This is a genomic window from Methylocystis rosea, assembly GCF_003855495.1.
Classification (GTDB): Bacteria; Pseudomonadota; Alphaproteobacteria; order Rhizobiales; family Beijerinckiaceae; genus Methylocystis; species Methylocystis rosea_A.
In genome coordinates this window covers 1,612,742-1,631,960 of sequence record NZ_CP034086.1, presented here as the reverse complement: position 1 = coordinate 1,631,960, position 19,219 = coordinate 1,612,742, and the positions used below count along the sequence as shown (strand labels likewise).

The 19,219-nt window shown below is 61.7% G+C and carries 20 protein-coding genes and 1 tRNA gene; 9 read left to right on the top strand and 12 right to left on the bottom strand.

The window, feature by feature from the left end; genetic code table 11:
• Positions 1-570, bottom strand: a complete 570-nt coding sequence (locus tag EHO51_RS07935) for a DUF2585 domain-containing protein (protein ID WP_245434811.1) — start codon at positions 568-570, stop codon at positions 1-3.
• 37 nt (positions 571-607) lie between these two features.
• Complete coding sequence (locus tag EHO51_RS07930; protein ID WP_245434810.1) at positions 608-814, bottom strand: hypothetical protein; 207 nt, start codon at positions 812-814, stop codon at positions 608-610.
• A gap of 369 nt (positions 815-1,183) precedes the next feature.
• Here EHO51_RS07930 and EHO51_RS07925 point away from each other — a divergent pair, with 369 nt between their 5' ends.
• Both EHO51_RS07925 and EHO51_RS07920 read left to right on the top strand, forming a co-directional pair.
• On the top strand, positions 1,184-1,588 hold the full coding sequence (locus EHO51_RS07925) for a BLUF domain-containing protein (protein WP_124738425.1): 405 nt from the start codon (positions 1,184-1,186) through the stop codon (positions 1,586-1,588).
• A 63-nt stretch (positions 1,589-1,651) separates the two neighbouring features.
• Positions 1,652-1,900, top strand: coding sequence for a hypothetical protein (locus EHO51_RS07920; RefSeq protein WP_124738424.1), 249 nt, complete (start codon positions 1,652-1,654; stop codon positions 1,898-1,900).
• Positions 1,901-1,988: 88 nt separating this feature from the next.
• Here the strand turns inward: EHO51_RS07920 and EHO51_RS07915 are convergent, their stop codons facing one another.
• The 3 genes from EHO51_RS07915 to EHO51_RS07905 all read right to left on the bottom strand — a co-directional run bounded on the left by EHO51_RS07915 (position 1,989) and on the right by EHO51_RS07905 (position 4,389).
• Positions 1,989-3,320, bottom strand: a complete 1,332-nt coding sequence (locus EHO51_RS07915) for a nicotinate phosphoribosyltransferase (RefSeq protein ID WP_124738423.1) — start codon at positions 3,318-3,320, stop codon at positions 1,989-1,991.
• A 92-nt stretch (positions 3,321-3,412) separates the two neighbouring features.
• On the bottom strand, positions 3,413-4,021 hold the full coding sequence (locus tag EHO51_RS07910; protein WP_124738422.1) for an isochorismatase family protein: 609 nt from the start codon (positions 4,019-4,021) through the stop codon (positions 3,413-3,415).
• Positions 4,022-4,188: 167 nt separating this feature from the next.
• Complete coding sequence (locus EHO51_RS07905) at positions 4,189-4,389, bottom strand: hypothetical protein (protein ID WP_245434809.1); 201 nt, start codon at positions 4,387-4,389, stop codon at positions 4,189-4,191.
• A gap of 684 nt (positions 4,390-5,073) precedes the next feature.
• Here EHO51_RS07905 and EHO51_RS07900 point away from each other — a divergent pair.
• The gene (locus EHO51_RS07900) at positions 5,074-5,274 is read left to right on the top strand and encodes a CsbD family protein (protein ID WP_245434869.1); all 201 of its coding nucleotides are present in this window, start codon (positions 5,074-5,076) and stop codon (positions 5,272-5,274) included.
• Positions 5,275-5,526: 252 nt separating this feature from the next.
• Here the strand turns inward: EHO51_RS07900 and EHO51_RS07895 are convergent.
• Positions 5,527-5,602, bottom strand: a tRNA-Trp gene (locus EHO51_RS07895).
• Positions 5,603-5,677: 75 nt separating this feature from the next.
• Positions 5,678-6,205 carry a peptidoglycan-associated lipoprotein Pal gene (pal, locus tag EHO51_RS07890; RefSeq protein WP_124738420.1) on the bottom strand — a complete coding sequence of 176 codons (528 nt, stop codon included), beginning with the start codon at positions 6,203-6,205 and terminating at the stop codon, positions 5,678-5,680.
• A 403-nt stretch (positions 6,206-6,608) separates the two neighbouring features.
• Here pal and EHO51_RS07885 point away from each other — a divergent pair, with 403 nt between their 5' ends.
• Positions 6,609-7,058 carry a hypothetical protein gene (locus tag EHO51_RS07885; RefSeq protein WP_245434807.1) on the top strand — a complete coding sequence of 150 codons (450 nt, stop codon included), beginning with the start codon at positions 6,609-6,611 and terminating at the stop codon, positions 7,056-7,058.
• 1 nt (position 7,059) lies between these two features.
• On the opposite strand, the gene xseA is transcribed toward EHO51_RS07885, so the two are convergent.
• Together xseA and EHO51_RS07875 are read right to left on the bottom strand one after the other, a co-directional pair.
• A complete protein-coding gene (gene xseA, locus EHO51_RS07880) occupies positions 7,060-8,601 on the bottom strand; it encodes an exodeoxyribonuclease VII large subunit (protein WP_124738419.1) in 1,542 nt (513 codons plus the stop codon).
• Positions 8,602-8,708: 107 nt separating this feature from the next.
• Positions 8,709-9,671 carry a DMP19 family protein gene (locus EHO51_RS07875; RefSeq protein ID WP_124738418.1) on the bottom strand — a complete coding sequence of 321 codons (963 nt, stop codon included), beginning with the start codon at positions 9,669-9,671 and terminating at the stop codon, positions 8,709-8,711.
• A 148-nt stretch (positions 9,672-9,819) separates the two neighbouring features.
• Between EHO51_RS07875 and chrA the strand changes: the two genes are divergently transcribed.
• The 4 genes from chrA (at position 9,820) to EHO51_RS07855 (ending at position 14,808) form a co-directional block, all read left to right on the top strand.
• A complete protein-coding gene (chrA, locus tag EHO51_RS07870; RefSeq protein WP_245434806.1) occupies positions 9,820-11,082 on the top strand; it encodes a chromate efflux transporter in 1,263 nt (420 codons plus the stop codon).
• Between the two features lie 216 nt (positions 11,083-11,298).
• Complete coding sequence (kaiC, locus tag EHO51_RS07865) at positions 11,299-13,050, top strand: circadian clock protein KaiC (RefSeq protein ID WP_124738417.1); 1,752 nt, start codon at positions 11,299-11,301, stop codon at positions 13,048-13,050.
• Positions 13,025-13,324: a circadian clock KaiB family protein gene (locus EHO51_RS07860; protein ID WP_164479368.1), complete on the top strand. Its 300-nt coding sequence runs from the start codon at positions 13,025-13,027 to the stop codon at positions 13,322-13,324. Before kaiC ends, EHO51_RS07860 begins: the two co-directional genes overlap by 26 nt.
• Complete coding sequence (locus tag EHO51_RS07855; RefSeq protein WP_124738415.1) at positions 13,321-14,808, top strand: sensor histidine kinase; 1,488 nt, start codon at positions 13,321-13,323, stop codon at positions 14,806-14,808. The genes EHO51_RS07860 and EHO51_RS07855 overlap by 4 nt, the downstream gene beginning before the upstream one ends.
• Positions 14,809-14,821: 13 nt before the next feature.
• Here EHO51_RS07855 and EHO51_RS07850 read toward each other — a convergent pair whose 3' ends face one another.
• The gene (locus EHO51_RS07850) at positions 14,822-15,058 is read right to left on the bottom strand and encodes a hypothetical protein (protein ID WP_124738414.1); all 237 of its coding nucleotides are present in this window, start codon (positions 15,056-15,058) and stop codon (positions 14,822-14,824) included.
• A 172-nt stretch (positions 15,059-15,230) separates the two neighbouring features.
• Entirely contained in the window at positions 15,231-16,577 is a 1,347-nt protein-coding gene (gene glmM, locus EHO51_RS07845) for a phosphoglucosamine mutase (RefSeq protein ID WP_124738413.1), read from the bottom strand.
• 160 nt (positions 16,578-16,737) lie between these two features.
• Between glmM and arsC the strand changes: the two genes are divergently transcribed.
• Positions 16,738-17,100 carry an arsenate reductase (glutaredoxin) gene (arsC, locus tag EHO51_RS07840; RefSeq protein WP_124738412.1) on the top strand — a complete coding sequence of 121 codons (363 nt, stop codon included), beginning with the start codon at positions 16,738-16,740 and terminating at the stop codon, positions 17,098-17,100.
• A gap of 72 nt (positions 17,101-17,172) precedes the next feature.
• On the opposite strand, the gene ftsH is transcribed toward arsC, so the two are convergent.
• Entirely contained in the window at positions 17,173-19,086 is a 1,914-nt protein-coding gene (ftsH, locus tag EHO51_RS07835) for an ATP-dependent zinc metalloprotease FtsH (RefSeq protein WP_124738411.1), read from the bottom strand.
• Between the last annotated feature and the right edge of the window lie 133 nt (positions 19,087-19,219).

Below are 19,219 nucleotides of genomic sequence, written 5' to 3'. Positions count from 1 at the left end.
TTACGGCGCGCCGTTCTGCCAGCGGCGGATGAACTCGAAAGGATAGATGAAACTCAGCAGATTGAGCGTGAAATTGTCTCTGATGTTCAGTGCGACTCCGACTTCAAGAAGCACGGATATTGCGACGACGGCCAAAGCCGGGAGCCGCCACGCAAGGACGAAGCCCAGCGCCATCGCCAGCGTATCGGCAAGCGAATTGACGATGCTGTCTCCTGCGTAGTTCTGCGCCGGCGGCTGCTTGCGGTAGTGGCGGATGGCGAAGGGCGTATTCTCGAGGATCTCCCAGCCGACTTCGAGGGCCAGCGCGATCATGAAGCGCTGCCCGACCGACAGTCCGGGCGCGGCAAGCCAAAGCAGGAAATAGAACAGCACGCCGTGGATGATATGCGTGAAGCTGTACCAGTCGGTGAGCTGCTGAGAGAGGCCCGGAGAGGCGGCGTCGCCCTCCCAGAGCTTGAATTCGCCGCAGGCGCAAAGAAACGGCCGGCCGAGCGCCCAAAGCGCGCCAGCCTGAACGATAAGCGCGGCGATCGCCGCCGCCGTGACGTAATACGCCGTCGATGCGCTCATACTCATATCTTCTCAACTGAAGATCGACGATGGAAAACTAGTCTCCCAGTCCGACGACCTCGGCCTCTGGGGTCCTCTTGCCGCCGACCGTAGCCGAGAACTCCTCAAGCTCCTCCGTCCAGCATTCGAATTGCCGGCGGCCGTAGTTGACCATGGCGTCGGCGACGTCGTGCGGCGATCTCGCTGCCCATACGTCTTGCCCAAATTGCAGCGCCGACCGCGTGTTGATCAGGCCGAAGTCCATGAATCGCGATGCGCAGTCCTGACAAGTTTTGACCGAAGTGAGGAGGAGGGTAGGCCCTGGCGAGATCATGTTATTTCCCCTGGAGCTGTCGCTGTGCGCGCGCCAATTGCAAAAGGGGAGACGCGGCAGCGCCAGCGTCTCCCCAACGACTGAAAAAGGGCTGCAATATACCCTCTAGATAGCGTCCGCTTGATACGAACCTATGACTGGAACCGAGTTTTGGCGCGAGGTCTTGAGTTAGGTCAAGCATATGAAACTATTGCATAATTTTCATTTTGGTTCTATCCGTCTTTCAGCGTGTGGCTGTTGACGGGCGACTCGTGAGGCGGAATTCTCGGGTCGGATGGCGGCGGCGTTGGGAGGCCACTGATGCATCGACTTGTCTATTTCAGTAACGCCAATCTTGATCTGAACCTCTCCGCGATCGAGGGAATGGTCGAAAAGTCCGCAGAGCGGAATCGACCGCTGCGCATCAGCGGGGCGCTGCTCTACAACGGCCTGAATTTTTTGCAAATTCTGGAGGGTCCCAGACAAGCGCTGACGCCGCTCTATTTGCAAATCCGGTCCGACTCCCGGCACTCCGGCGTCGTCAAGCTCGTTCACGAACCCATTTCGATGCGCAGTTATCCCGATTGGGGCATGAAGCTCGTGTGCGACGCGCCGGAATACACGGCCGCCACGCGGGAAACGGCGCCGCGTGAAGGCGGTCTTTTTGCGATGGTTGACGGTTTTTTCAGATTTGGCCAGGCGGCGGCGTTCGCCGAGCTCAGGTGAGCGCAATTCTTGCTTAGCCAGTTCGCGGACATCGGGCGCGCTGTCCGCCCTTCGGAGCGACGAATGTTAGGAATTGCCAAGAAAATCGGCTCGTCTGAGAGCGAAAACAAGGCGTCGGCTAGGGGCCGGGACGGCCGGCTTTTATCCGGCTATTTGGTCAATCTGCATCGTGGCGCGGCGCCGGTGAGAGAACTGATGCTCGCCGACATCGAAAGGTTCCAGTCGCTGGGCGCGACGGGATATGCCGACGATTTGCGCACTGCGCTCAAGCGGTTCACATCCGAATTCATCGACCTGAAGGATCGACGCTAGGCTCCGCTTGCGCTCATTTTCTGTCTGCGCAGAGAGGATTTCGCCAGTTTCGCGGCCTAGCGTTCGGCCAAGCCAATTTGGCAAAACATCACTCGATCAAATGCGCGCGAGTTTCGCGCTCATAGCTGGCGAGTTCGTCGCTGATGGCCACGTCATAGCGCGCCTCACGCGATTGCAGCATTCGCAGATGGGGCGGCAGCGCGGCGAGCTGCGCCTTCGCGTAATCGCGAATTTGCGGAAGGTCGCATGACTGCTCCGCGACCCGGCGACCTGACAGCATGACCGGCTGCAGCAATGGGACGCCTGGCAGAGTTTCGCCCTCTCGGGCGATGACGTCCCTCACCGCGACGCCGTCTCTAAACTCTCGAAAAACCTGTTTGCGGCCCGGCAGCGAGCGCTTGCCCGCCGAGAGTTTCATCCGTCCCTTGCCGGCGTATTCGGTCAGCTTATAGGCGATATCGATGTTTGGCGCGTCGCTCGACGCCGCCATATCCGTCCCGACGCCAAAGACATCGATAGGCGCGCCGCGCGACGTCAGAGCGTCGATTTTGGTTTCCTCGAGGCCGCCGCTGGCGACGATCCGCACGTCGGTCAAGCCAGCGTCATCGAGGATGCGGCGGGTTTGGCGCGACAGCATGTCGAGATCGCCGGAGTCGAGACGCACCGCGCGAATGTTGAAGTTCGGCCCGCGCGCCTTCGCGAGCGCGACGACCTTCTTGACGCCTTCGAGCGTGTCATAGGTGTCGACGAGCAATGTCGTGTCGGGAAAGACCTCGCTGAAAGACTGAAAGGCGTCCATCTCGGAGGCGCAGGCTTCGACAAAACTATGCGCCATCGTTCCGGTGAGGGGCAATCCATAGGCTTGCCCGGCCGCGACATTGGAGGTCGACTCGACGCCGGCGATATAGAATGCACGCGCGCCCTTTGTCGCCGCATCCATGCCTTGCGCGCGTCTTGCGCCGAAGTCGACGACGCTGGCGCCGCGCGCCGCGGCGACGACGCGCGCCGCTTTGGACGCCAATATCGTTTGCAGTCCGATCTGGTTGAGAACGAGCGTTTCGATGAGCTGCGCTTCGGCGATGGGCGCAACCACTTCCAGGATCGGTTCGTTTTCAAAGAACGGCGTGCCCTCACGCATCGCATAGATGTCGCCGGAGAAGCGGAAGTCTGCGAGCCAGTCGAGGAACGGCTGCGAAGAAATTTTGAGCGAGCTTAGATAGTCGATGTGGTTCGGCTCAAAACGCCAATGCTCGATCTCATGAAGGAGATCGTCCAAGCCGGCGGCGATTAGAAAATTGCGTTGCCGCGGCAGCTCGCGCACGAAGAGGCTGAACGTCGCTTTCGCGTTCATACCCAATTCGAAATAAGCGCGCAGCATCGCAAATTCATAGAGATCCGCGAAGAGCGCGCTGCTGGACACGACCGCTCCTTGTTTACGCGTCGACGGGAGAGCGCTGGAAGCGCTCGCGCGCCGGTCGGACCATAGCTATGCCGCTACGCCCGGGCAAATCTTCATCGCTGTAATGTGCGCATGCCGTTTAATTCCTCTTGGCTCTCTTCGACGACGACGCCCGCCTTCCGCATCCTTTCGACGGCGTCTCTTGCGCCTTCCGGCGCAATGGCGCGCGTTCCGGACAGCCGCACATGCGTTTCAAATTCTTCCGAGACGGCGTCCAGCGCCGTCTCGAGCACGCAGACGTCGAGCGCCAGTCCGACGATCAAGACGCGACGCACGCCAAGACGCCGCAGCCGCTCGGCGAGCCCCGTGCCGTTGAGCGCGGAAAGCTGGTCGCGCTCGAGCGATTCTCCTTTGCTGACGATGATGGCGCGCTCGGGGAGGCGCAGATCGGGATGGAACTGCGCGCCGGCGCTGCCCTGAACGCAATGCGCCGGCCATGGTCCGCCGCAGTCGCGAAAGCTCGCATGGCCGGTTGGATGCCAGTCTCGCGACGCGACGATGGGAACGCCGGCGGCCACGGCTTCCGCGATCAGTTCATTGACCACGGAGACGATCTTGTCGGCCTCGTATACCTCTAAGGCGCCGCCCGCGCAGAAATCGCGCTGCACGTCCAGAACGATGAGCGCGTCGCCAGACGTCAGCCGCATCGCGTCGCTGGCCATGATGTTGCTCCGCTAGAGACGGGGCGCTCGCGCTGGCGCCGCTCCTGGGGAAATTCTAGCTGCGGGCGCGGCCCAGCGCGAGCAACCACGAATGGATGAGCCGCTAGCGCCGCAATGAGCGAACTCACGAAGGCCGCGGAGATTTGGCGCTGGCCGGAATTCGACGGTTACCGCGCGTCGGGCTCCCGCCGCCGCCCCCAATCCAATTCGGCCATTAAATCCATGATCTTCTGGGGCAGCGGCTCTGTGAGGACTTTGGCGAACTTTGATCTCAGATGCTCGCTAATCGATTCCATTGCGGCGTCGGGCCGCGCTCCCATCTTGCCGGCGGCCGCGTTCCGCCAATCGCCCGGGGCTCTGTCCGGCATGACGCATCCTCCTTGAAGGGAGAGAAACTGCGTCACATTTGCATTGTTCCCCCGCAAAGGGTTTAAAATTAACGCCTTAGCATGACCAAAGCTTTGGACAGGATGCGGCGGCGCCGACCATTATCTGACACAGCTACTGTTGGAAAACCGCATACGTGCAAAACGGGACTCGGTGGCTATTCTGCCGAAATCGAAGGACAACATCCGTAGCTACGTTTTGGTGCCGAAGAACCCGCTGCCGGCTTTCGGTCGGTCGAGTAGAGATGACGAGATTCCATTCTAACGCCTGACTGGTCGAGGCTTCCTAATTTCCGAATCGCAATGCGCGCCCCAAGCGTCCATCAATTCTCGGCGGCGATCAAAGAAGCTCGTTCGCCTGTAGGCCCTCTCGACGGCGTTCCCCACCTGATGCGCACGCAAGGGCAGTTTGGAACAATCCTAGAGCCCAAGGTGTTTTACCCTAGTCAGCATAGGGTTGCTGAGCGCTCATTATTGGGAGGACAGCCTATGTCGCTAATTCATGTCTCACGGGGCGCGCTTTTGACGATCGGCGCCGTCGTTGCTTTCAGCACGGCGTGTTTCGCCGGAGAGCAAGTTTCCGACACGCAGAAATGGGCGCCGCCAAATGTTGTGGGTATGCCGGGCTACACTCCCCAAGCCCCAAAGCCTGCCGTGCGTCAGACGATCACCAACTGGAATGTCATCTCCGGCGGCTGGAAGCAATTTTCCGGTAAGGTCAAGGAGCAATGGGGCCGTCTCACGGATGACGAGCTTGTCCAGATCAACGGCAAACGTGAAAGTTTGGAAGGGATGCTTCAGCAGAAATACGGATATACGCCGGACGAAGCAAAGAGAGAAGTTGATAACTGGATTTCGCGTAACTGAGATTGAGAGATCAGTGCGGCCGGCGCAAGTGTGCAGCGGCTCAACTTGAATGGTGCGCAAGCATCGGCCGTTCAGACGCCAATGCGCATGGGTTGTCCACAGCTCGGGCGCGTTGTGATTAGGGAACATCCGATGCAGGCGGCATAGGACAGGCGCGCTGGAGTAATGCGGGGCGCTTACCTCGACGCTTACCTTTATCGGACAAGCGCTCGATTTTTGATCGCCGCTCTCGCCATAACTATCTGAATTTAGTGGCAGGAGTGGCCGGGATCGAACCGACAACCCCCGGTTTTGGAGACCGGTGCTCTACCAGTTGAGCTACACTCCTGCGGGCGCCCAAAAGGCGCGCGTCTTCATTGCCGCAACGACGCCCCGGACGCAAGGGGGCGCGGCGGGCCTCCAATCAGGAATTGCCGCCGGAAAGCACCGTGACGGCGCGACGATTCTGCGACCAGCAGGAGATGTCGTCGCAGACGGCGACAGGACGCTCCTTGCCGTAGCTCACCGTGCGGATGCGCGACCCCTGGACCCCGCGCGCGACGAGGTAATTCTTGGCCACTTCGGCGCGTCGCGCGCCGAGCGCGAAATTATATTCGCGGGTGCCGCGTTCGTCGGCGTGGCCTTCCATCGTGAAGCTATAGCGTGAGTACCGGTTGAGCCATTGGGCCTGCTTATCGAGCGTGGCCTGCGCGGTGGACGTCAGATCGGTGGAGTCGGTCTCGAAGAAGATGCGATCACCGACATTGACCACGAAATCCTGATGGCTGCCGGGACTCGCTACGCCGCCGCCGCGTCCATAGCCTCCGCCCGCCAAATCATTCGCGGCTTCATCGGCGGTGTTCTTGGCGCAGGCCGAGAGCGCCAGGACCGCCATGAACGCCGTCAGCGCGACGACGAGTTTGGCGCCGAAGGCGCGTTGCGAAAGCAGCATGAAGAACTCCTGTTACGACGACCGACTGGGCGATAGTCCTAGGCGTCCAGGGTTAAGCGAAGGTTCCGTCAACCTTGATCGCAGGTATCTTCGGCCTGTTGCATTTGAGCAAATTCGTCCTTTCGTTAATAATGGGTTAATTGGTTAACAGAAGCTTAACGCGCTGTTTCGCGGCGAAATTGACGTCCTTCGGCGCGCCGCGCGTCTGCGCGCCATACAGCATTTAGCACACACGTATCGTGTGGATTGATGGCGCCCGCGCGGGCTCCATCGATTTCGCATCGCAGAAAAGAATCTGCGCCGGCTGTGAAGCGATGCGCGCGCGGTTGCTTTGCAGAGAGTCTCGCTCTTAATATTGATCAATGACGCGCGATGCGGCGGCGCGCGCGATCAGGAGCGTGACATGAACGAAGGCATTGCGCCTTTTTTGTCGCCGTTGACGCTGCTTCTGGGCGGCGGCCTTCTGGCGATAGGATTGCTGTCGCTACTCGATCTTCACTTCTTCAAGACCAAGTGGCAGGGCAAGCTGTCACTGGCGGTCGGCCTCGTCTTCATTCTCGCCACCGAGGCGATGTTCGTCACGAGCGGCGCCAGCGGCCGCTATTTCGAAGGCCAGAAGATGGATGTCACCGACTGCGAATACCAGGCGGAGCGGGATTTTCCGGCCGAGCGGCGATCCAACCCGAAGCTCATTCACGACAAGATCGTCGCCTGCATGGATACGCTCGGCTACGACTGGAGCAAAGAGCACTATCATTGCGTCGAGGCGCCGATCTCCACCAATGTGTTCTGCTATCTGCCGCGGGCGGCCATGCAGCGCAGCATCGTCGCGTGGCAGATGCGATTCGAATAGGTCAGAACAAAGATCCCTGATCGTCGCTGTCGGCTCGTCTCAGGCGGCGCCGCGGGCGCGGGCGCGCCGGCGGATCTGGAATCGCAATGCCAGCGCGCGCCGGGATTCTGCCGTCGGCGATCTCGATGTCGAGACCCGTTCCAGGAGGAGCCTGCGCGACGCTGCGCACCAGCGCGCCGCTATCGTCATGCACCAGCGCAAAGCCGCGCGCCAACGCCGAGCGATGGCTGAGCGACTCCTGCAGCCGGGCCAGTCTGTCGATCCTGTCCTGGTGGCCGCCGATCAAGCCGGCGACGGCGCGGTCTAGACGCTGCGCCGCGCCGGCGAGGCGCTGTCTGGCGGCGGCGTTCTCCTGACCCGCGAGCACGCGCCGGGCGCGATAGCCCTGTTGCAGCCGCGCGCCAAGACCGCGCAGTTGCTCGCGCACGCGCGCCAGCTCCGCTTGCGGCGAGTGGCGGGCGAGGAGCGTTGCGGCGCGCGACAGCCGCAGACGCCTTCCGTCTCGGGCGGCGCGGGCGCCCGTGCGCAGCCGCTCCGCCGCCCGGTCGAGACGCTGGCGAGGATTGGCGAGCAGGGCGTCGCCAGCGGGCAGCAGGCGCGCGTAGGTTGAAAGCTGGACGCGACGCTGCTCCATGGCGCGGCGGCGCGCGCCCTCCAGTCGGCTTGTGCGTACGGCGAGATGTTCGAACAGCTCGACGCGCACCGGAACGGCTTTCTCGGCCGCGCCCGTCGGCGTCGGCGCGCGAAGGTCGGCGACGAAATCGATGAGCGTCGTATCGGTCTCATGGCCGATCGCCGAAATGAGCGGAATGACGCTCTCCGCCGCCGCGCGAACGACGACCTCCTCATTGAAGCCCCACAAATCCTCGAGCGAGCCGCCGCCGCGCGCGACGATCAGCACGTCGGGGCGGGGAATGGCGCCCCCGGCAAGCAGCGCGTTGAAGCCGCGAATGCCCGCCGCGACCTCCTCGGCGCAACTCTCGCCCTGCACCCGCACGGGCCAGACCAGCACGCGGCGTGGGAAGCGGTCGTTGAGACGGTGCAGGATGTCGCGGATGACGGCGCCGGTCGGCGAGGTCACCACGCCGACGACGCGCGGCAAAAAGGGCAGGGGACGCTTGCGCGCTTCGTCGAAGAGGCCCTCCGCCGCGAGCGCCTTGCGGCGGGCGTCGAGCAGCGCCATCAGCGCGCCGACGCCGGCCGGCTCCAGCGATTCGATGATGATCTGATAGGAGGACTTGCCGGGGAAGGTTGTGACGCGGCCGGTCGCGACGACTTCCAGTCCCTCCTGCGGCCGCGTGCGCAGGCGCAGAAAAGTCGACCGCCAGATCACCGCGTCGAGACGCGCATTCTGATCCTTGAGACAGAAATAGGCGTGACTTGAGGCGTGCGGGCCGCGATAGTTGGAGATCTCGCCGCGCACGCGCACGCGACCGAAGCGATCCTCGATCGTCTGCTTCAGCGCGTTCGCGAGTTCGGAGACGCTGATCTCAGGCGTATTGGTCTGAGGCGCATCTCCGCCGATTTCGGTCAGGTCGGACATGGATGAGAGATATGGCCCGATTCAAGTCCGCGCGCGAGGACCAAAAAGGGCGCGTGAGCGTCGCCATGCGCTCCGGTTCGGAACGAAAGCAAATTTCCTCCCGCCGCTCACGGCGCGTCGATCTCGCAAACGCGATCGGTCGTCGAGCGGCCGCGGAACATGATTGCTTTGCCACCGACGTCGACCATGTGGAACAGGCCCCGATCGGTGAGGAAATACCAGGCCGTCGTCGGCGCGCCGGCGAATTCGCGGGTCGGATCGCCGACGGTCACGCGGTCGAGCCGTTGTCCCGCCTTGGCGACGAGGGCGCGAATGAGCTTCATGTAGCGGGGCGCGGCGGCCTCGGCGGCGGCGATGCGCGTCGCGCGGTCGGGAAGTTGCTCGCCGCGCCGCCGGACTTCCGCCGCTATACGCTCCGCGCTCGCCGGCGCGAGAAGGGGGTGTGCGCGGAGCCAGACGCGATTGAGGTCGCGGAGGTTTTCCATCTTGTCCAAAGCGAAAAATCGGTCGTCGATTCCTTCCAGCGCAGCGCGTTCCGTGCTCTCGCCGTAATCATGGATGGTAGTCGCGAGGAATTTCTTCAACCGCGCCTCTCCCAGCGAGTCGACGAGGCGGCTCCCCTCCTCGAACAGCGCGAGATGCTTCTTCGCTCCGATCGCCGCGAGACCTTCGCGGATCAGCCGCACCGAATCGACATGCCAGCGCGAATTGAAGACGAGTTGCGGGAAGCCGCCATTCTCCATCTGCGCCAGATAGTAATCGACCTCATAGCTGCGCAGCGCCTCGGGCGACATTTCGTCGAAGCGAATATATTGCGCCAGCAGATCGTTGAGGAAATCGATATTGGCCTGGACGATGTCATAGTCGGGATCGGTGGAGTCGACCGCGCTCTCATCAACGACGATCGCGTTCTTATCGGTGATCGAGATCATTTTGCGCCCCGCCATGGCAGTCCGCCGCGTCAAATCGGCGGCGCCTTCCCCGATGCGCGGATGCGCCTCGGCGCCGACCGCGCTGATCGATACGAGGATGAAGAAATAAATTGTGAGTTCACGACGCCGTCGCCGCATAAATGCGCCTCCCGCAGCAGTTCTAGCTCATTTTCGGGATCGTCGCCCGCCTCTACCCCGCCTCATATTCTTTATCCGCCTCCATGCCGAGCGCGGTGAGATATGCTCACGCTTTGCTTCTTGCTTCATCCTTACGCCCATCATGTAAATGCCCAAAGCCAGCAAGAAAACAGCGCCGCCATTTGTGCCGCTCGGAGCTTCGCGACGGTGGCCGCTGAGCGGGCGGCTGTTCTCCATCCTGGAAGTGCTTGGGGTTTCTCTGCGCCTCGGGGTGACGAGCTTTGGCGGGCCGATCGCCCATCTTGGCTATTTCCACGCTGAGTTCGTCACGCGCCGCAAATGGATCGATGAGGCCGCCTACTCGGATATCGTCGCGCTCTGCCAATTCCTTCCCGGCCCCGCAAGCAGTCAGGTCAGCATCATCATCGGCATGTTGCGGGCCGGCCTCGCCGGCGGTTTGGCGGCATGGATCGGGTTCACCATGCCATCAGCGCTTGCGATGATCGGCTTCGCTTATGGAGTCGGCCGCCTCGGCGACCTCTCGCAGGTCGCGTGGCTGCACGGCCTCAAAGTGGTCGCCGTCGCGGTCGTCGCGCAAGCAGTGTGGGGGATGGCGCGAAATCTTTGTCCGGATCGGGAGCGGGCGACCATCGCCGTGGCGGCGACGCTGCTGACTTTGGCGGTCCCCACCGCCAGCGGTCAGATTTTGGCGATTGCGGCGGGGGGCGTCATTGGTTGGCTGTTCCTGTCGGGGGAAAACAAAGGAGCGACGACCCCTCTATCGATCCCCATCACCCGGCCCATAGCCATCGCCTCGCTCGCGCTGTTTGCCGTTTTGCTCGTGGGGTTGCCCATCCTGGCGAACGCAAACCCCAATCCTACGATCGAGCTTATCAGCGGCTTTTATCGCTCAGGGTCGCTTGTTTTCGGCGGCGGGCACGTCGTGCTGCCGCTGCTGCAGCAGGCCTTCGTATCTCCAGGCTGGATCGACCGTGATGCATTTCTTGCCGGCTATGGCGCAGCGCAAGCGGTTCCCGGCCCACTATTCACTTTCGCGGCCTATCTCGGCGCAGCGATGAAGTCCGAGCCAAACGGCTGGGCGGGGGGGCTGATCTGTCTCACCGCGATTTTCCTGCCGTCTTTCCTTCTGGTGGTCGGCGCGTTGCCTTTTTGGGACGCTTTACGTCATCGAACGGCGGCGCAATCGGCGCTCAAGGGGATCAACGCAACGGTCGTCGGCATTCTGCTCGGGGCGCTCTATACCCCTGTTTGGACGAGCGCCATCCTTGGCCCAGCGGATTTCGGGCTAGGCCTTCTTGCTTTCCTCTTGCTCGTGCTCTGGCGAACGCCGCCGTGGCTGGTCGTCATCCTCGGCGCATTTGGCGCCACGCTCATCGCCATGGTCGCTTAAGGCGCTTTAAACGCGCGCAGAACGGTCCGCTTTGCGCATTGCTGAAATATGAAATCGCTCTGGCTCGCGTAAATCCGCGGCCGAGGCCGAGTTAATCGCTGCGAAGACCACGTTGACGCATGTTCGTTGACGCCCTATTTTTAGCTATAGACCGATCTGCAAGGCAGGGCGCCTTCGTTTCGCAACGGCGCTGATGGCAGCGCGCGAGGAAAAATCGTGGATCAGTCGGCGAGCGGCGATCCGGAAAAGACTACGGTCGGCATCGCCAAATCGGAAACAGGCATCGACGGCTTTGACGAGCTGACGTTGGGCGGCCTGCCGACAGGCCGCCCAACTCTCGTTTGCGGCGGCGCGGGCTGCGGCAAGACGCTCTTTGCTTCGACGTTTCTAATATACGGCGCCCGTGCGCTCGGCGAGCCAGGCGTATTCGTCACTTTCGAGGAAAGACCGACGGACATCGTCAGCAATGTCGCGTCGCTTGGCTTCGGCCTCGACCAACTGGTCGATGAAGACAAGATCCATATCGAACATATTGCGATCGACCCGTCAGAGTTCGTGGAGATCGGCGATTACGACCTCGAGGCGATTTTCATCCGGCTCGAGGCGGCAGTCGAGAGGATCGGCGCAAAGCGGGTGGTCCTCGATACAATCGAGTCGCTGTTCGCCGCATTTTCCAACCCCGCCATACTTCGCGCCGAAATTCGAAGACTGTTCGACTGGCTGAAAGAACGCAAGCTGACGACGGTCATCACGGGCGAGCGCGGCGACGGCGCATTCACGCGCCAAGGACTCGAAGAATATGTTTCGGACTGCGTCTTGTTGCTCGACCACCGAATACAGAATCAGATTTCGACGCGGCGACTGCGCATCGTCAAATACCGCGGAACCGCTCACGGAACGAATGAATATCCATTCCTGATCGACTCGGACGGCTTCAGCGTTTTGCCTGTCAGCGCGCTTGGCCTCAATCACAAGGTTTATGACGAACGCATTTCATCGGGCGTCGACGACCTCGACGATATGTTGTCCGGCAGGGGGTTTCATCGCGGATCAAGCATTTTGATCTCGGGCGTCGCCGGTTCTGGTAAGAGTACGCTGGCCGCCTCGTTCGTCCATGCCGCTTGCAGAAATGGGGAGAAGGCCGCTTATTTTTCCTTCGAGGAATCCGCCGATCAGACCGTGCGCAACATGCGCTCAGTCGGCATGGACCTGAAAGATTATATTGACGGCGGGCGTCTGAATTATTTCGCGGCGCGGCCGACCTTTTACAGCCTCGAGATGCATCTGGCCGTCATGCTGCGAGAAATTGCCCGCTTGAAGCCGCGTATCGTCATTGTCGACCCCATTTCGGCCTTCGATCGATCGGGCGAGTCAAACGAAGTCCAAACCATGCTGCTGCGGATGGTCGATTACCTCAAATCTCATGGCGTCACTGGCGTGTTTACCAATCTTACACATGCCAAGGGCGATGAGACGCTGACCGACGTCGGTCTGTCATCGCTGATGGACGCATGGATTCTCATGCTCAATCGTGAGGCGGGCGGCGAATTCAATCGTGAACTTTATCTCCTCAAAGCAAGAGGACTGCAGCATTCAAATCAGGTTCGCGAGTTCATCATGAGCGAAAATGGCCTGCAGCTGCGCGCCCCGTATCTCGGACAGGAAGGCGCGCTGACCGGATCGAGGCGACGCGCAAAGGAAGCCGAAGCGAGACGGACCGAGGCCGTTCGCGCCGCTGAGGTCACGCGTCTTCAGCAACAGGGGGAGCATCGCCGTCGCAAACTCGAGGCGCAGATCGAGGCGCTGCGTGCAGAGATGGCTGCGGAAGAACTGGAGGCAAGGCGACTGATCGATGCCGAAAGCGCGTACCTCAAACGGGCGAAGCTCGACGAGGAGGAAGCGCGAGCGATGCGAGAAGGCGTTGCTGTGCGAAAGCGACTCGATGGTGGCGGCAATGGCGCAGAATGAAACGACGAAATTGATACTCTATGTCGCGGGCGAGACCCCCAAATCGCTGGCGGCGATCGCCAATCTCGAACGCATTTGCAAGGAAGACCTCGACAACAGATACGAAGTACAGGTGATCGATCTCAAGAAAGAACCGCGTCTTGCGCGAGAACACAGCATCGTCGCCATCCCGACGCTCGTCCGTCAACTCCCGGCTCCCATTCGAAAGATTATTGGCGATCTGTCCGACGCCGAGAAGGTTCTGGTCAGCCTGAATGTCAAAGGCGCTCAATGACGACCTCCGACTCAATGCCAAGGACGCCGCACTCGCACCAGGAGTTGCTGCGGCGCCTTGAAGAGGCGGAGGAGACAATTCGCGCAATCCGCGAAGGCGAAATTGACGCGCTCGTCGTCCGAAAGACCATGGACGAAGAAATATTCACGTTGCAGGGCGGCGAACACTCCTATCGCGCTTTTATGGAGACGATGGGACATGGGGCCGCGGCGCTGGGCGCCAAGGGCGAAGTGCTCTACGCCAACACCGTGCTCACCACGCTCATCGAAAAGCCGCTGTCCCGCTTGCAAGGACAATTGCTTCTAGATCATTTTGAAGCGCCAGTATCCTTGCAGCTCAAGACGCTGCTCAGCGAGGCGGAGCGCTCGGGAAGCGGCGCCAGTTCCTGCGAGATCTCGCTCGTCCGCGGCGGCGAACTTCGGCATTACCTCGCGTCCGCGGAACCATTGCAGATCGGAGTCGTCGACGGCTGGGCGCTGACTCTGACGGACCTCACGGATCGCGTCCGGGCGCAAGAGAGTATGGCGGCCGAGGGCGCGGCGCGCGCGATCATCGCCTCCGCCAACGAAGCCGTGGTCGTTTGCGATGCAGCGGGCCGGATCACCCATGTCAACGCAGCGGTTCTTGCGATCGAAGACGGCGCGCTTATTGGTCAGCCTTTTCATGAAGCGATCCGGCTGGAAATCAAGGATGCAATCGGTCTCGTCAGCGCCGAGGAACTGGTGCGAATGGCGATCGCCGGCACGGAAGTAAAAAGCGTGGAGGCGCACGCGCCGCATGCGCCGCATGCGAAGACCTTGCTTATCAGCGCCGCTCCTCTGTCTCCAACGAGCGGAACGAACAAGGGCTGCGTCATAACATTGGTCGATCTTTCTCAGCGCAAGTCCGCCGAGGAGCGCCAGCAGTTCTTGATGGCCGAACTCGACCACCGCGTGAAGAACATTCTGACGCTCGTTATGGCGATCCTTCATCAAACCGACGACGCAGACATTAAAAGCTTCAAGACGACGTTTGCCGGCCGCATTCAGGCCCTTGCCGCCACACATAATTTGCTCGCCACCAACTCCTGGGCGACTTTGCCGCTTGACGAATTATTCAAAGCGGAACTTGCTCCCTCGAGCGATCGCATCGAAATTATCGGCCATAGGCTGGAGTTGAAGCCGAGATCAGCGGTCGCAGTAGGCTTGATCCTGCATGAACTCGTTTCGAATGCGGTGAAGTATGGCGCCCTGTCCACGCCGAATGGGCGGATCGTTTTCGCGGTGAAACACTCTTTGGACGGGAAGAGCGCTCAGGTCGAATGGCGAGAGACTGACGGGCCATCGGTCGGTTCGCCACTGCGAAAGGGCTTCGGTCGGACCGTGATCGCCAACAGCCTGAAATATTCGCCGGGCGGAGGAGCCGATCTGGAATTCCTGGAAAGCGGCGTTCGCTGTGTGCTCCGCATACCCTCCGAAGACATTGCCGAGGGAAGCGCGTCCTAGAGCGCTCCGATCACTAACGCAGCTCGCTCATCGAATAATGCGTCGGTCGGGCGGGGCCATTCGTCAAGTCGGCGAGAAGGTTGGGCGAGAGCTGCGACTGCCCTTCCGTCAACTGCGCGGGCGCGTCGACATTGCCGCGAAGATACCAGCCGCTGACATCAAGAGGCGGTGGCGACGGCAGATTTTCGGCGCGCGCGTTTACAGCGCCAGCAATCAAGATGAACGACAGGAGGGCGATGGAGCGTCGCATGATGTGCTCCCATTTTCGCGCGCGACATTGCTTTCGAATGGCGCAGCGCCGAAAAGGAAGCATGGGCGATAACGGTTAAGGGAAGGTTAACCCTATTGCTTAACCATTTTCCTTAACCAGCGCGCGCCTGCAAAGCGTATCCGCGCATCGCACGCCGCGACCTTCTCGAGGCTCAGGCCGCCTCGGCGGATTCCTTCAAAACGCTGCAGATCCCGGCGACGAGAGATTCGACCAATTCGCGGTCGTCGCCTTCGCCCATGACGCGGATCACGGGTTCAGTGCCGGAGGGGCGAACAATGAGTCTGCCGGAGCCGCCGAGTCGCGCCCGCGCATCGTCGATTGCCGACGCCACCGCTGTGCGCTCCAATTCGCGACGATTGGCGCGCACATTCTCCAATACCTGCGGCAGCGGTTCGAACCGATGGCAGACTTCGCTCACCGGACGATTCTGACGCTTCACCTCTGCGAGCGCCTGCATCGCCGTCACGAGCCCGTCGCCTGTCGTGCAATAGTCAGAGAGAATGACATGGCCCGACTGTTCGCCGCCGATGTTGTAGCCGGCTTCGCGCATGCGCTCGATCACATAACGGTCGCCGACGGGCGTTCGCTCGAGCGTGAGCCCGATCGAATTCAGATGACGCTCCAATCCAAGATTGGACATGATCGTCGCAACCAGGCCGGGCTTCGACAGCAGCCCCTGATCGCGCCAGCTTTCGGCGACGACCGCCATCAGCTGATCGCCGTCGATCAGGCGTCCATTTTCGTCGACCATGATGACGCGGTCGGCGTCGCCGTCGAGCGCGATGCCCACGTCGGCGCGCAGCTCGCGCACCTTGTCACGCAGCGCCTGCGGCGCTGTGGAGCCCACACGATGATTGATGTTGAACCCGTCGGGTTCGACGCCGATCGCGATCACTTCGGCGCCAAGCTCCCACAGCGCCTCGGGAGCGACTTTGTAAGCCGCGCCATTCGCGCAATCGACGACGAGGCGCAACCCTTCCAAGCTCATATTGCGCGGCAGCGTGCGCTTGGCGAATTCGATATAGCGCGCGCGCACGTCGTCGATGCGGCGGGCGCGTCCGAGATCTCTCGGTCCCGCGCGCTTGCGCAACATATCGCCGTCGATGAGGCGCTCGATGTCGTGTTCGATCTCGTCCGAAAGCTTGTGGCCGTCCGGTCCAAACAGCTTGATGCCGTTGTCCTCGAAAGAATTATGAGAGGCGGAAATCATCACGCCAACGTCGGCGCGCATCGACCGCGTCAGCATGGCGACCGCGGGCGTCGGCATTGGCCCCAGCAGCAGCGGATCCATGCCGACCGACGTGAAGCCGGCGACAAGCGCATATTCGATCATATAGCCCGAGAGCCGCGTGTCCTTGCCGATGACGACGCGATGCCGACCTTCGCCGCGATGAAAGATCAGCCCCGCCGCCTGCCCAACCTTGAGCGCGAGCTCCGGCGTGATCTTCTCGTTGGCGAGGCCGCGAATGCCATCGGTGCCGAAATAGGTGCGGGTCATTCGAGATCCTCAGCGAGCGCCTCGGCGCCAAATCGGCGCATCCTTCACGCTATCTGTCACACCAACTCGGCGCATCTATGGCCATAAGGCCAAATGCGCGTTTTCGCCAGCCTTACGAACGGGTAATGAACAGTCGCACATCGTCTGAACGGAAGTCCACATGGAAGTCAAAATCTACCATAATCCGGCCTGCGGCACCTCGCGCAACGTGCTCGCCGCACTGAGAGAAGCCGGCTACGAGCCACAAGTGATCGAATATCTCAAAAACCCGCCCGATCGGGCGACTTTGAGGGAGCTTCTGCGTCGCATGGGCAAGAATGTGCGCGACGTCCTGCGCAAGCGCGGAACGCCCTACGAAGAACTGAAACTCGACGATCCCGCCCTGTCCGACGACGAGATTTTCGCCGCCATCGAAAGGCATCCGATTCTGATTGAGCGGCCAATCGTTTCGATGGGCGACAGTGCGGCGCTCTGTCGTCCCGCCGAGACGGTCAATGATTTGATCGCGCGGTCCAAGACTTAGCGGCCCAAGTCTTAGAGGCGTTCTCGGTATCGGATGCAAAAAACCCAGCGGAGGACCGCTGGGTTTTTCTTTTTAGATCGGATGCGGCTCCAGGCCCCCGACGTCGGGCTCTGGCTTTTGGCCAGTCGTCGGCACCGCCGAGCCGCGCGGCGGCGGCGTCGGCGACGACTCTTCGCGCACCGGCCGTTTGCCGGCCAGCAGGCCCTTGATCTCGTCGCCGGACAGCGTCTCGAATTCGAGAAGCGCATTGGCGAGCGTATCCAGATCCGTACGCTTGTCGACGAGGATCTGCCTGGCCTTCTCGTAAGCTTCCTGCACCAGCCGGCGCACCTCCGCGTCGATCGTCTCCTGCGTCTGTTCGGAGAAGGTCTGCGTGCGTCCGAGCGAGTAGCCGAGGAACTGCTCCTGCTGCGGGTCGGCATAGGCGACGGTGCCCAGCTTGTCCGAGAAGCCGAGCTGAGTGACCATCGCGCGGGCGATGCGCGTCGCCTGCTGAATGTCCGAGGCGGCGCCGGAGGTCGTTTTCGCCGCCCCAAAGATCAACTCTTCGGCGACGCGGCCGCCCATCGCCATGGCGAGCATCGCCACGAGCTGCTCGTAGCTCTGCGAGATCTGATCGCGCTCGGGGAGACCCTGCACCATGCCGAGCGCTCTGCCGCGCGGAATGATCGTCGCCTTGTGGATCGGAATCGAGCCCGGCACATTCAAGGAGACGAGCGCATGGCCGCCTTCGTGATAGGCGGTGAGTTTCTTCTCCTCGTCCGTCATCACCAGCGTTCGCCGCTCGGCGCCCATCATGATCTTGTCGCGCGCGTCCTCGAACTCCTGTTTCGTGACGATCCGCTTCGAGCGCCGCGCCGCGAGCAGGGCCGCCTCGTTGACAAGATTCATCAGATCGGCGCCCGAGAAGCCCGGCGTGCCGCGCGCGACGATCTTCAAATCCACGTCCGGCGCCAAAGGCACCTTGCGGGCGTGAACCTTGAGGATCTTCTCGCGGCCGATGAAATCCGGGTTCGGCACCTGGATCTGCCGGTCGAAACGGCCCGGACGCATCAGCGCCGGATCGAGCACGTCCGGACGGTTGGTCGCGGCGATCAGGATGATGCCCTCATTCGCCTCGAAGCCGTCCATCTCGACGAGCAGCTGATTCAGCGTCTGCTCGCGCTCGTCGTTGCCGCCGCCAAGGCCGGCGCCGCGATGGCGGCCGACCGCGTCGATCTCGTCGACGAAGATGATGCAGGGCGCGTTCTTCTTCGCCTGTTCGAACATGTCGCGCACGCGCGAAGCGCCGACGCCCACGAACATTTCGACGAAGTCAGAGCCCGAAATCGAGAAGAACGGCACCCCCGCCTCGCCGGCGATGGCGCGCGCCAGCAGCGTCTTGCCGGTGCCGGGCGGTCCCACCAGCAGCACGCCGCGCGGAATGCGCCCGCCGAGCCGCTGGAACTTCTGCGGATCGCGCAGGAATTCGACGATCTCCTGCAGATCCTCCTTAGCTTCGTCGACGCCGGCGACGTCCTCGAAGGTGACGCGGCCTTGAGTCTCCGTCAGCAGCTTCGCTTTCGATTTCCCAAAGCCCATCGCGCGGCCTGCGCCGCCCTGCATCTGCCGCGAAAGGAAAATCCAGACCGCGAGAAATGCGACGAGCGGCAGCGCGTTGAGAAGAAGCGTCATCAAGAAGCTGCCGCCTTCATTATTCGGCTTGGCGCTGATTGAGACGTTTTTGGCTTGCAGCCGCGGCACGAGATTGGCGTCGTCCGGCGCATAGGTCGTAAACGGCCGATTGTCGTTGAAGTGGCCGACGACCTCGTTGCCCGCGATCGTCACGTCGTGAACGCGGCCCTGATCGATCTGCGTCAGCAGTTCGCTATATGAAATGTCGCGGATCGGCGTGCGCTGGCCAGGCTGCTGAAACAGCATTACAAGCGCAACCACGAGCAACCCGATGATTGCCCAGAGCGCGAGGTTTCTGAAGTGTGGGTTCATGTGGGAAGCCTGTCGGGAGCCGCTCGGTCGGGCTTATCCCCCGAAGCGCTCCGGTCATGTGCTTAATTTAGGCGCACCAGGACCCGTTGCCAAGTCTCGGAAAAGCCCGTGAATCCAAGCGTCGTTGCGCGGC

Coding starts and splice junctions, on each gene's coding strand:
- EHO51_RS07935 (WP_245434811.1), bottom strand. CDS start 570: ATGAGCGCATCGACGGCGTATTACGTCACGGCGGCGGCGATCGCCGCG.
- EHO51_RS07930 (WP_245434810.1), bottom strand. CDS start 814: ATGGACTTCGGCCTGATCAACACGCGGTCGGCGCTGCAATTTGGGCAA.
- EHO51_RS07925 (WP_124738425.1), top strand. CDS start 1,184: ATGCATCGACTTGTCTATTTCAGTAACGCCAATCTTGATCTGAACCTC.
- EHO51_RS07920 (WP_124738424.1), top strand. CDS start 1,652: ATGTTAGGAATTGCCAAGAAAATCGGCTCGTCTGAGAGCGAAAACAAG.
- EHO51_RS07910 (WP_124738422.1), bottom strand. CDS start 4,021: ATGGCCAGCGACGCGATGCGGCTGACGTCTGGCGACGCGCTCATCGTT.
- EHO51_RS07905 (WP_245434809.1), bottom strand. CDS start 4,389: ATGCCGGACAGAGCCCCGGGCGATTGGCGGAACGCGGCCGCCGGCAAG.
- pal (WP_124738420.1), bottom strand. CDS start 6,205: ATGCTGCTTTCGCAACGCGCCTTCGGCGCCAAACTCGTCGTCGCGCTG.
- EHO51_RS07885 (WP_245434807.1), top strand. CDS start 6,609: ATGAACGAAGGCATTGCGCCTTTTTTGTCGCCGTTGACGCTGCTTCTG.
- xseA (WP_124738419.1), bottom strand. CDS start 8,601: ATGTCCGACCTGACCGAAATCGGCGGAGATGCGCCTCAGACCAATACG.
- EHO51_RS07875 (WP_124738418.1), bottom strand. CDS start 9,671: ATGCGGCGACGGCGTCGTGAACTCACAATTTATTTCTTCATCCTCGTA.
- chrA (WP_245434806.1), top strand. CDS start 9,820: ATGCCCAAAGCCAGCAAGAAAACAGCGCCGCCATTTGTGCCGCTCGGA.
- EHO51_RS07860 (WP_164479368.1), top strand. CDS start 13,025: ATGGTGGCGGCAATGGCGCAGAATGAAACGACGAAATTGATACTCTAT.
- EHO51_RS07855 (WP_124738415.1), top strand. CDS start 13,321: ATGACGACCTCCGACTCAATGCCAAGGACGCCGCACTCGCACCAGGAG.
- EHO51_RS07850 (WP_124738414.1), bottom strand. CDS start 15,058: ATGCGACGCTCCATCGCCCTCCTGTCGTTCATCTTGATTGCTGGCGCT.
- glmM (WP_124738413.1), bottom strand. CDS start 16,577: ATGACCCGCACCTATTTCGGCACCGATGGCATTCGCGGCCTCGCCAAC.
- arsC (WP_124738412.1), top strand. CDS start 16,738: ATGGAAGTCAAAATCTACCATAATCCGGCCTGCGGCACCTCGCGCAAC.
- ftsH (WP_124738411.1), bottom strand. CDS start 19,086: ATGAACCCACACTTCAGAAACCTCGCGCTCTGGGCAATCATCGGGTTG.